The organism is Anabaena sp. UHCC 0451 (assembly GCF_034931405.1).
Classification (GTDB): Bacteria; Cyanobacteriota; Cyanobacteriia; order Cyanobacteriales; family Nostocaceae; genus RDYJ01.
Genome location: NZ_JAYGHA010000030.1, coordinates 1 through 11,738 on the forward strand (window position 1 = coordinate 1; position 11,738 = coordinate 11,738).

The 11,738-nt window shown below is 36.7% G+C and carries 12 protein-coding genes; 6 read left to right on the plus strand and 6 right to left on the minus strand.

The window, feature by feature from the left end:
* From VB694_RS19290 to ovoA, 3 genes are all read right to left on the minus strand, one after another.
* On the minus strand, nucleotides 1–298 hold a 298-nt coding region (locus VB694_RS19290), incomplete at its 3' end, for a hypothetical protein (RefSeq protein ID WP_323361950.1).
* 150 nt (nucleotides 299–448) lie between these two features.
* Entirely contained in the window at nucleotides 449–1,423 is a 975-nt protein-coding gene (gene egtD, locus VB694_RS19295) for an L-histidine N(alpha)-methyltransferase (protein ID WP_323361951.1), read from the minus strand.
* 47 nt (nucleotides 1,424–1,470) lie between these two features.
* Nucleotides 1,471–2,847 (minus strand): 5-histidylcysteine sulfoxide synthase, encoded by a 1,377-nt coding sequence (gene ovoA, locus VB694_RS19300; protein WP_323361952.1) that lies wholly within the window; start codon nucleotides 2,845–2,847, stop codon nucleotides 1,471–1,473.
* 309 nt (nucleotides 2,848–3,156) lie between these two features.
* Between ovoA and VB694_RS19305 the strand changes: the two genes are divergently transcribed.
* Nucleotides 3,157–5,232 (plus strand): mechanosensitive ion channel family protein, encoded by a 2,076-nt coding sequence (locus VB694_RS19305; protein ID WP_323361953.1) that lies wholly within the window; start codon nucleotides 3,157–3,159, stop codon nucleotides 5,230–5,232.
* Nucleotides 5,233–5,327: 95 nt separating this feature from the next.
* Here VB694_RS19305 and VB694_RS19310 read toward each other — a convergent pair whose 3' ends face one another.
* Nucleotides 5,328–6,509, minus strand: coding sequence for an FtsW/RodA/SpoVE family cell cycle protein (locus VB694_RS19310; RefSeq protein WP_323361954.1), 1,182 nt, complete (start codon nucleotides 6,507–6,509; stop codon nucleotides 5,328–5,330).
* Between the two features lie 124 nt (nucleotides 6,510–6,633).
* On the opposite strand from VB694_RS19310, the gene VB694_RS19315 reads away from it, so the two are divergent.
* The 5 genes from VB694_RS19315 (at nucleotide 6,634) to VB694_RS19335 (ending at nucleotide 10,956) form a co-directional block, all read left to right on the plus strand.
* Nucleotides 6,634–8,514: an adenylate/guanylate cyclase domain-containing protein gene (locus VB694_RS19315; RefSeq protein ID WP_323361955.1), complete on the plus strand. Its 1,881-nt coding sequence runs from the start codon at nucleotides 6,634–6,636 to the stop codon at nucleotides 8,512–8,514.
* A gap of 317 nt (nucleotides 8,515–8,831) precedes the next feature.
* Nucleotides 8,832–9,206, plus strand: coding sequence for a hypothetical protein (locus VB694_RS19320; protein WP_323361956.1), 375 nt, complete (start codon nucleotides 8,832–8,834; stop codon nucleotides 9,204–9,206).
* A 28-nt stretch (nucleotides 9,207–9,234) separates the two neighbouring features.
* Nucleotides 9,235–10,065, plus strand: a complete 831-nt coding sequence (locus tag VB694_RS19325; RefSeq protein WP_323361957.1) for a FecR family protein — start codon at nucleotides 9,235–9,237, stop codon at nucleotides 10,063–10,065.
* A gap of 124 nt (nucleotides 10,066–10,189) precedes the next feature.
* Nucleotides 10,190–10,567 carry a DUF433 domain-containing protein gene (locus tag VB694_RS19330; protein ID WP_323361958.1) on the plus strand — a complete coding sequence of 126 codons (378 nt, stop codon included), beginning with the start codon at nucleotides 10,190–10,192 and terminating at the stop codon, nucleotides 10,565–10,567.
* Nucleotides 10,564–10,956, plus strand: a complete 393-nt coding sequence (locus VB694_RS19335) for an ACP S-malonyltransferase (RefSeq protein WP_323361959.1) — start codon at nucleotides 10,564–10,566, stop codon at nucleotides 10,954–10,956. Before VB694_RS19330 ends, VB694_RS19335 begins: the two co-directional genes overlap by 4 nt.
* A 49-nt stretch (nucleotides 10,957–11,005) precedes the next feature.
* Here the strand turns inward: VB694_RS19335 and VB694_RS19340 are convergent, their stop codons facing one another.
* Both VB694_RS19340 and VB694_RS19345 read right to left on the minus strand, forming a co-directional pair.
* Nucleotides 11,006–11,371 carry a DUF5615 family PIN-like protein gene (locus VB694_RS19340; RefSeq protein ID WP_323361960.1) on the minus strand — a complete coding sequence of 122 codons (366 nt, stop codon included), beginning with the start codon at nucleotides 11,369–11,371 and terminating at the stop codon, nucleotides 11,006–11,008.
* Nucleotides 11,364–11,666, minus strand: a complete 303-nt coding sequence (locus VB694_RS19345) for a DUF433 domain-containing protein (RefSeq protein WP_323361961.1) — start codon at nucleotides 11,664–11,666, stop codon at nucleotides 11,364–11,366. Before VB694_RS19345 ends, VB694_RS19340 begins: the two co-directional genes overlap by 8 nt.
* Nucleotides 11,667–11,738 lie beyond the last annotated feature (72 nt).

Genomic DNA, 11,738 nt, shown 5'->3' on the forward strand with positions numbered 1-11,738 from the left:
CCCCTTGTACTTCTACTTTAAAACCCTGTTGGTTTTTCCCTCTGAGGATGTAGATTAAATCACCTTTTGATTGAATTTCAATTCTGGCTTCGTTAAATTGGGCATTTGTAACTGTTTTAGCAGCAGACATTGCCGACATTGGTATTTCTGTGAGGGGAATTTTTCTGACTATTCCGCCTAAATTTTGGGCAATTAATATCCTTTTTGGTGCGGTTAAAGATTGAGCTTGTACATTACTAGGAAATATGGAGGATGCACAAACAGCAATTCCTGTGAGGATGAATAGTTTTAGATACATCTTTGGGTAAAACCTCATTTTTTTAGTAGTTGTATTTTAGAGGAAAATGAGCAGCCTTGTTTTTATCTTTTTGTAGGAAGCGATCGCCTTCAACTAATATTATTTATAATAATAGATAATAGGCGATCATCCTATATACCAGTTTATTATCTAAACTTGGCAAAGAATCAACCCAAACCATCCTTTTTCATCTGTCCAAGTTTTCACAGTATTCAATCCTTTACTCTGCAATTGTTTTTCCATAGTTGTTAAATCAAACTTCCGAGAAATTTCTGTTAAGATACTTTCTCCTGCTTCAAAGTAAACTTTCAAATCTAATGCTTCCAAAGTTACCGAATGGCTATTTTGACAATGTAAATACATTTCAATTTGATTATCAACCTCGTTATAAATCGCTTGATGTTTAAACAAATTGATATCAAAATCACCTTGAAAACGCCAATTCAAATGAGAAAGCATATTCAAATTAAAAGCAGCAGTTACACCTTGACTATCGTTATAAGCTGCTTCTAAAATATCCTTGGGTTTTTGTAAATCAATCCCCAATAAAAAGTAATCACCAGTTTGTAAAGTGCGAGAAATTTGAGTTAAAAAACCATCACATTCTTCCTGATTAAAATTCCCTAGAGAACTTCCCAAGAAAAACAACATCCGCGACTGTAAATAATTAGATTCCAAATGAACTAACGCTTGTTCATAAGTTCCCAATAAACCATGAATCGCAATATCAGGATATTTTTCCTGTAACTGTAAAACGCTAGTTTTGAGAATCCCCCCACTCACGTCAATGGGAAGATATCTACAAGAATCAGCAATTTTTTGATAAGCAGTTAATAACGCTTGAGTTTTAGTAGAACTACCACTTCCTAACTCTATCAACTCACAACAATTGGTAATTGCCGCAATTTCATCCGCATATTGATTTAAAATCCATGCTTCCGTGCGAGTCGGATAATATTCTGGTAACTCACAAATTTTTTCAAATAATAGAGAACCAGGATCATCATAAAAATATTTAGGAGATAAAGTTTTGGGATTTTGACTTAATCCCTTAATTACATCTTTTCCATCATCTTTCAATTCTTGATAATGGTGATCTAAAACTGTTAAAGGTTGAGTAATCATCTTTTTAATCCTCTGTAGTTAACTCTGCGTAATAAAAAAGTATTTAATTAATCCAAACTTTCAGCAATTCTAAAACCAACGTGCTGATAGAAAAACGGACGAAACCAGTTACGATAACATGGTAAAGCCATTGTACCATTTGTTGCCCAAGAACCTCCTAACATCATCTGATGTTTATTATCAAAAAATGGCGCTGATTGTTCTTCATACAGATGATGGGTTTTAAATCCAGGTAAGGGGTAAAATGTACTAGATAACCATTCCCAAACATTACCACGTAAATCAGAAAGTCCAGATTTTTGATTATTTGCAAACATTCCCACAGGAGAAGGAGAAATAAATGAAATATTCAGATTATAGTTATTTTCTAAACTAGAATCTTCAGATATTTCTTGAGAGAATATTAAGGCTTGATTCCATTCTGCTTCTGTCATTAAACGAGTATTACCACCCTTCCAACGACAGTAAGCAATTGCTTCATAATAATTGACTTCCGCAGGCCAATCTAAAGGTAAATCTAGCTCATCAAATACTGCACGATAACGGTATTTACCATTATTTTCTAATATCCAAAATTTGGGATGTTGCACATTATATAATTCTTTCCAACTCCAAGATTCCAGATTCCAATAATCTGGATTTTCGTAACCACCAGCTTTGACAAACTCTAAAAATTCGCCATTAGTGATTAAATTCTCACTGGCTAAAAATGGTTTAACTTCAACTTCTAAACTACCATATTCACTATCCCAACCGAAAGTTAAATCATCATCTTTTTTACCTAATTTCACCACACCACCGGGAATTTTTCGCATTTTATTATCAGGAATTTTCCCATTTGTAGGTGCATAATGCCAATTTTCAGGACGTTGTAATTTATCCACAGGTAATTGACGCAGCAGCATAGATGAGGTTTCAAAATGTATGCAACTATGTTCAATTCCCATTAATAAAGCCCACATAGGATGTTCTTGATTAATAGGTAGGTTTAAAGGGGTATTTTTGATGACTTTGGTAATTTCGGCTTTGGCTTTTTCTCGGTATTCCCAAACTTGGGAAACATCAGGCCAGTTTATATCTTTTGTTGCATTTTCTAGTTCATCTGGTGTTTCTGGATCAACCCCTAATTCAAATAATATTTCAAATTGGGAATTAATGCGATTTTCTAATAAACCAACCCGAATTAATTTGTTGATATAAAAAACTGCGGAATGTCCAAGATAGAAAATTAATTTGTTTCTTAAAGAATCAGGATTGAGATAAAATGTGTCTGATGAAATTAAACTGTGAAAAAGCGTTTCTTCTAAATTCCAGGAATTTTCAAAATAATTCTGTAGAGTTTCCTGACTACAATTATCCAGTTTGGGAACTTGGGTAAATGCAAGTTTAGCAGTTTTAGTTTTGGGTTTAGAAATTGTTTGCATGGACTTAAATTAAATTCTGCAAGATGGATATCTACCGACAAGCAGTATATCTCTGAGCATTTTTATGTCTTTTATCTAAATAACGTATTATGGGACACTTTTTTTACTTTTAACCAAAATTTAACTATTTTGGCATTTATTCTCCAAAAAAGTTAAGATATATATTGATATGATAATTTATTTAATAATTTATTTAGAGTTAATTTTTTGATTTTTACGACTAGATGATATGATGTGGGCTAATTAAATTAATGGGCGATCACTTCAATGGGCGATCACTGTTTTTTGTAAATAATCAGGAAAAAATTCATGCGATACCGATTTCATGCTATAGCTCTTGCTAGTGTAGTATGTGTATTTACATTATGGGGTACACCAGCAAGAACAGAGGAAAAAGCTCCAGATGAAACAAAAACTGAGAAAGTTCAACCTCCTTCTGGAGATCCCAAATTTGCAGTTACAACTCAAGATCCTACTGTGCCGGTTGACGAACTGCAATTATTACTAAAGCCATTAACTTTAGACGAACTGCAAAACGAATCAGCAGCTTGGTTGATTTTACTAAAAGATAAAGTTCAAAAAATCAGTAATGCAGAAATAGCTATTAAACGGCAAAATCAAAGTATTAATAAACAGAAAGAAGCATCTGATTCCTTAGATAAATCCCAAGAAGCTCTCAAAGCAGCAGAAGAACAACTTAAGTCTGCAACTCCTGGTTCTCCAGAATATGCAGAGGCTACAAAAAAATTAGAAGAAGCCAAACAAAATCTGAAAAAAGGACAGGAATCTATTAAGGAAGCTAAGGAAGCTAAAAAAGATATTCAAAAGGATGATACTTTAAAAGAAGCCATAGATAAAGCTAAAGAAACAGGAGAATTAGATAAAGCTAAAGAAGCATTAGATCAAGCCAAGAAACAACGAGAAGAATTAACTGCTGGTTCATCTGCTTATGATGATGCTACAAAAAAGATTGATAAATTAGAGGCAGCAATCAAAACTTTTGAAGAAGCCCAAAGCAAACAAAAAGAAAGTGTACCAGATTCTCCAGAATTTAAAGAAGCAACTAAAAAGTTAGATGCAGCCCAAAAATCTCTCCAAGAAATACGAGAAGAAATTGAAGGAATTAAAAAACCAGATGCTACTAAAAAATCTTCTCAAGAATTAAATAAAGCTGCAACGGCTTTAGATAACACGAAAATAGAAGGTGATGGAACAACAAAAGTTGCAGGATCAGTTGATACGGTTAAAGATAAAGAAAGTCTGCAAAATAAGGGAAATAAAATTGAAAAAGCCGCAGAACAATTAGATAAAAATGCAGAAGCAGAAGCGAAATTAAAAAATCAACTTGTGGCTAATGTTACAGAATTACAATCAGAAAGAACAGCTATAGTTGATAGATTCAAAGTTGTGCTGGCAGAGTTAGAACGCAAAGGTGGAGATCCTAAAGCTTATCAACAATATATCGAAGCCATCAGCATAGTTGCAGTTGACTTAAAAGACGCTGAAGGTGCGGGAGTTCGGTTGATAAGTTGGGTAAAATCAGGAGAAGGCGGTGTGCGTTGGGCAATCAATATTGGTAAGTTTGTAGGTATTGTTGCTGTTTCTGTAGTTGTTTCTCAGGTACTAGGAAATGTAATTAATAAATCTCTGAAACAGTTTGACGGTGGCTCAGAACTATTACGTCAGTTTATTGTCATGGTTGTCAAGCGTGGCGGTATTGTTGTCGGTGTTTTGTTAGCGTTAACAGCACTAGAAGTCAGCCTTGGTCCAATTTTAGCCTTGCTTGGGGGTGCGAGTTTCGTCTTAGCTTTTGCCCTGCAAAGCAATTTGGGTAATTTTGCCAGTGGTTTGATGATTATGTTTAATAAACCCTTTGATATTGGTGATGAAGTCAAACTTGATGGTATTTGGGGTTATGTTGATTCTATCTCTCTAGCCAGCACTAAAATTAAAGGTTTTGCAGGGCAGATGTATTTAATACCCAATAATAATGTTTGGGGGGGAATGATCGAAAATCTTACTCATACAGAAATCCGTAAAGTATGTATTTGGTTGCGAATTGGTATGAATGAAGATTTAGTAAAAGTGCAAAAATTGCTAGTGGAAATCATTAAATCACATCCGAAAATTCTCCAAGATCCTCAACCTGGTAAATTTCTCTGGTCTGTGGAAGAATATTATTTTTCTATTGGTGTGAGTGGTTGGACTAAAACCGATGATTTTTGGGGAGTTCATGAAGATGTTATCCAAATGATTCAAGAACGTTTTAAACAAGAAAATATCCCAATGTCAGCCACTCCTGGACGTAATCTTTATTTACCACAAACTACAAGTCAAATCCCTCATTCTGTTGTAGAAATGTTAAACCCTTCTATTCCTGAATAAATATTTGATCACTAGAAGATCAATATTTATTGGGATTTTTCCGTAGATTAATGAAGATTTATAGTATTTTTGTACTAGTTCTTCATTAATTTTACCTAAACTCTTCTATTTCTATGCTCTAGTTTATTAGTTCGTAAGGGTACAACCTCAGCTTCGCTACTTTCTCTGGCTACCCTAATTAATAATCCAGCAGCCACTAAACTAGCAATCATGGAATTACCACCATAACTAAACATGGGTAAGGGTAAACCTGTAGTTGGCAAAGCCCCCGTAGCCACACCAATATGTAATAACGATTGTCCAATCATCACAACAGTAATACCAATTGCTACTAATCTATGGATGATATTTTTGGCCTTCATGGCGACAATGAAACCTAAAGTAGTGAACATTGCTAAGATTAGCAACAGTAATATACTCCCCACAAAACCAAATTCTTCCGCGAAAACTGCAAAGATAAAATCAGTATCTTGAATGGGGAGATAAAATAGTTTTTGTTGAGAAAGTCCAAAACCTACACCCCAAGTTTGACCTGAACCTACAGCTAGTAAACTTTGTACTAACTGATAGCCATCTCCTGTAGCATCAGCCCAAGGATTGAGAAAAGACATCACCCGTCGGCGTTGATATTCTTTAATACTAATGCTCAGTAGTGCTAATAAAACTCCACCAATAGCTGTTCCTCCCAAGTATTTGTATGGCAGTCCAGCCGCTAGTGCGATTAACCAAATTGTCATCCCACAAAGTGCCGTTGTACTTAAATTAGGTTGGGCGAGAATTCCTAATAGTACCAGACCAAATACAGCCAACCAAGAAATACGAATCTCCCAATTTAATCTTTCCCAATTACCAAAAAGTCTGGCACTTTGTAATACTAAAAAGGGTTTAATTAATTCCGATGGTTGAATAGGAATAGGCCCTAAAGCTATCCATCGGGCTGCATCAAAAGCTTTCTTTCCTAAGCCGGGAATGAGAGTGACGAAAATTAACAATAAAAACAGTATTAAAAACCAATGAGATACTCCTAAAATTTTCCGTAGAGGAAGATTGACAATGATGTTGAATAGTATGAGTGAAACTAATACCCAAATAATTTGACGCTTGAAATAATACATTCCATCACCCTGACGATCCTCCGCAACAACATAGGATGCAGAAAAAAGTACAACTAAGCCGACAAACAGCCATAATAAGGTTAACCAGCGTAATAACCGCGCTTCTAAAGCCCAGCTAGAAACAGAATTATCAAAAATTGGAATTAATTGGCGTAAATTCACGGTATGTTACAAGAGTAGGAACATGAAATTATTTTAGGTTTTGAGGCTGCATTTAGTTTAAGATAATCAGCAAAGTTGCGATCGCCTCCTCTACATTCAGTATCTAATCACCTTGATCTTAAAAATGACATTTAAAGCTTGGGGAGAATCTGGGCGAGATTTTCACAAATATCTGAAACTCCCGCATCTCAAACAGCATCTACTAAATCCTTACATCTGGACTGCCCTATTCTCCATGGGATTATGGCAAATAGGCGCTTGGACTACCCTAGAATTACTAGGATTTAATATACTGTTCAATACCCGCAACTATTTACCTCATGCTACTTGGGATCAACGTATTGCTGTGATTGCTATTGATGATATAACTTTACGTGAATATGGGCAATTTCCTCTGTCACGCGATCGCTATACTCAATTATTAGAAACTCTCGCCGCTTCCTCACCCGCAGCCATCGGCTTTGATATTCTCTTTACTGAACCGACTAATAATGATGTCGCACTAGCTGAAGCAATGGAAATTAATGGTCAGGTAGTCCTAGCCATTGCCCCCAGCTTACAGCAACAAACCCTGCGTCCAGTCCCCGATTTAGATAATGTCACCGCTAAAGGTCACATTGTTAGCAATGCCGATATAGATGGAGTTACCCGTCAATCCTACCTCTACATCAATCAATTTCCCTCCTTGAGCATTCAGTTAGTTACAGCATACAACAATAGCTTGCAGCAAACTTTTACCCCAAATACCAACAACGCCAATAAATCCCTCGCTATGATCCCAGCTGTGCAATCAGGAGTTAAACTACAATCGGCATTGATTAACTGGATAGCACCAACTCACCAAATCCCCACCTATTCCTTTATTGATGTTATTCAGAAAAAAATAAATACAGCCAAACTCAAAAACAAAATTATTCTGGTAGGATTAACAGCTACTGGTGCAAATGACCCCTTAAAAACTCCTTTTGAGCAAACACCACCTACATCTGGTATCTATCTACACGCTGCAACTATTGATAATTTACTCAACCAGCGATTTCTGCAAAAATTACCCCAGCACCTGGAACTTCTATTATTATTCAGCATTGGCATCGCTACGAGTTTGATACTAATTCCTGGAAAATTATCCCAACGCACTCTGCTGCTAGGATTATTACCTCTGACTTGGTTTAGTTTATCAGTCCTAGCCCTAGCAATTTTTAATCTCTGGTTGCCTACAGTTGCTCCCATCGGGACTATTTTCTTAGCTGCTTTAAGTGTGCAGTGGCAGGAACAAAAAGAAAAACAACAATTGATGAATTTGTTTGCTCGTCACGTTTCCCAAGAAACAGCAGACTTAATCTGGAATCATCGCACCGAAATTTTCCAAAACGGTGAGCTAGACGCACAGGAAATGGTAGCAACGGTATTGTTTAGCGACATCCGCAGTTTTACCACTATTTCTGAAGGTATGAAACCACGAGATTTACTAAACTGGTTAAATTCCTATCTGGGTGCTATGGCTGATTGCGTTCAAGAACATCATGGCGTTATTGATAAATACATTGGTGATGCTGTCATGGCTGTTTTTGGTATTCCTTTTCCCCACACCCAATCAGAGGAAATTCAACAAGATGCCATTGCTGCCGTCTCTGCGGCAATCTCTATGCAGAAAAGATTAATATCATTAAATCAAGAATTAGACAGTTTAGGTAAACCTAAAATTAATATCGGTATTGGCATTCATACAGGTTTATTAGTCGCTGGTAGCATTGGCGGCTCTCAACGATTAAATTATTCTGTATTGGGAGATGCTGTTAATATTGCAGCGCGTTTAGAACAACTTAATAAACACGTTCAAGAGGGAAATCCTTATAGTATCTTAGTTAGTGAAACTACCTTTCAATTGATTAAACATTATTTTGATACCCAAAAAGTAGAACAGATACAGCTGCGTGGCAGGCAACAATTAACAATGATTTATTCTATTACTGGATGGAAAGATTCATTTGCACAGGCCAATTAAATTAAATAATCAAAAATGTGGTAAATAAATAAACAGCTAGTAAATCACATCTAATTGGCATATTTTTAAAATATGAAACTATTATTAACATCTGGCAGAGTTAAAAGTCTTTCTGTCTCTAGATTTTATCATCAGTTGCTATCACAATTCTTTTTCAATCACAATACCTTGTCCATTTTCTGCTTTGTTGGGTTAAGCGACAGCGCAACCCAACGCATTTGTTGGGTTTCATGCTTCAACCCAACCTACAAATCAAGGCTTTTCCAATTTGAACAAGGTATTGAATCAGAGAAAATAATGATCATTTGGTGAGTATAGTGAATAGATATCTGATTACAGGCATAATCACAGCTATAGTTTGGGAAGCTCTATCATCTCAGGCTTGGACTCAGCTACCTCCTTGCAGTTCACCAGGATTGCCCATAGTTACACAATCCATGAATAATGTCCGTCAAAGCAATGCGATTGTCATTGGCAAGGTATCAGAACGTCCTTATATAGTTGTTGTTCCTGGTAATTCAAATCAATTATTAAACTTGGTGCGGAGCTATGTTGCTGACGCATTTTTAGCACAGCACAGGCTTGGTGCTTATGTCTATGTTGGAGGATATGCAAATCGGTTTCAAGCGGAATGCTGGTCTTATTTGTTAAAATCCCACGGACTAGATGCGCGAGTTGTCTATTTTCGTTAAAAGTTAAGCATTAACAGGGGTGTTATCTATGAAAAATTGGTGGGTTTGTCACTTTATTTTTGTTCTAGTAGGTTTAATCACTACTGTTCATGCCTCCTCCGCAGATCCACTAAGGGTAAAAATCAATCGCTACTTAGAGGTACGTCGTCCCATTGGACAAGTGATATATTCCAGCAAACAGAAATCTCAACCAGCTAACAGCGGAATGCGCTTGCAATCAGTTGGGGATACAATCACGACTAAACAAGGTGCTAGTGCAGTTTTAGCAATGGATATAGGTACTGGCTTTATTAATATTGCTGAAAATACAATTGTCACTGTTAATAAACTTGAGGTAGGACCAGGAGGTCAAAGAATTACACAACTTCAAGTTAAATCAGGCCAAGTCCGTCTGCAAATTCGCCGATTAACTCATGATACATCCCGTGTAGAAATTAGCACTCCTGCTGGTGTGGCTGGGGTACGGGGGACTGAGTTTGGTGTGAGTGTCCAGGATAACGGCAAAACGGGAGTTGGTACTCAAAAGGGTAGTGTCGCTACTACTGCTCAAGGACAAACAGTGTTAGTAAATGCTGGTTTCCAAAATCTGACTATTCCCGGAGAACCACCTTCGGTTGCTGTTCCTTTACGAGAAGATACTCGTTTAAACATCCTGCAACTTTTAGCTAATAACAACCAAGTAAAAATTGTTGGTACTGTTGATCCGGTGAATCTGTTGATGATATCTCAACAACGCCTAAACATTGATCCTCGTGGCAGATTTGATATTACTGTTCCTTTACCCCAAAATCGCAAAGTAGAAGCTGTGGTGATCACTCCTTTGGGTACAAAGCAATTGTATCAATTAGCAGTTCCTTAATTGAGTTTAGTTGTTAGGTTTGATGATTGGCGATCGCGCTCATCATGGATACTTGCAGCAATACCTACACTTTGAGAAATTTGCTAGTATTAACAATAAAGTTATTGTTCACAGGAATGAGAATATGAATCCATCATTAAGTGAAAAACCTACTATTATTCGTACTGAGCGGGGACTAACTATTACTGGTACACGCATCACTATTTATGATGTCATGGACTTGGTGAAAGCTCAGTATCCACCAAAATTAATCCGAGATAAATTCCATCTTACAGATCATCAAATAAATACAGCTTTATCCTACATTGAGAAACATCAGACTCAGGTAGAACTTGAGTATCAAGAAGTATTGCAAACTAGAGAAGAAATTCATCAATACTGGGAAGAAAGAAACCATAAACATTTTGCCCAAATTGCAGCCAAACCGCGCCAGCCTGAAAAAGAAGCTCTTTGGGCTAAACTGGAGGAGCAAAAAGCACAACGCGCCTCAGTAAAGTTATGATATTTTTGGTTGACTACAATCTTGATGGATATGCCCTTCTTCTCCTGGGTATCTTAGCAAAACGCGGTTGGCTGGAGTTAATATCTATTCGTTTTGTAACCTTTAGAGAAGTTGAATTATCTATGGATACTAGCGATAGAATTATTTGGCATTATGCTCAAGCAAACCAAATGATGATCCTCACAGCCAATCGCAATATGAAAGGTGAAGACTCTCTTGAACAAGTCATGCGTGAAGAGAATACACCAATTTCTTTTCCTGTGATTACAATCGGTAATCTGGCTCGAATGGATGAGTATGATTATAGAGAACAATGTGCTGATCGTCTCGTTGAGATTGTATTAGATATTGATAATTATTTGGGAGTAGGTCGGCTTTTTGTTCCCTAAAGCGATCGCTCATCATGGATACTTGAATTTACTATCAAAACTGGCATAATTAATAAACCCAGTTGCTTAAAAATTCTACTTGTCCCTGCATATCTTCCGCTGATTTGGTATTAATCAATCGCAAAACCCCGCGCATTAATTCACCAATTCCATATCGTTGTTGTGGTGCTAAAATTATGCCCGCATGAGACAACCCTTGTTCCAGTAAAGTCGTATGAATCTGGTAAAAGTCTCTGGCGTTAAAACTAAATATAACTCGGTTGTTTTCCTTAGCCCAAGTTAGCTGTTCTGGATCGGATTTGTACAACATTCCCACATCTGCAACTGTTAATACATCTACATTGCGGGAACGCAAAGCTTGAACAAAATCTTCATCCATAGAATCTTCATCAATATAAAGCTGGATCTTATTCATCTTCTTTTTTATCTTTCTGGCTGTGTAAAGTTGCCAAACTCCAGTATTCAGCCTCTGCTTGTGCTAACTCATTTTCTATCTGATCACGGTTAGCGTGGTAGTAAGCTAAAGCTGCATAAACTTGGGCAAGGTTTAGGTGACTGATTCGACGGGTAATTTCTTCAGCATTTGCACCTTGTTTGTAAAGCACAACTACCCGACTTACAGAGGTTCTAGTCCCTGCAATCATGGGACGACCATTACCCACATCAGGAGAACAAGTTATTAATGTACCAATGTTAGTAGCAGTTAACATAGTTGAGAGAATTTTTAGCTTGTTTTACTTTAGTCTATCATGAGTGTAAGTATAGCTCATAATAGATAATTG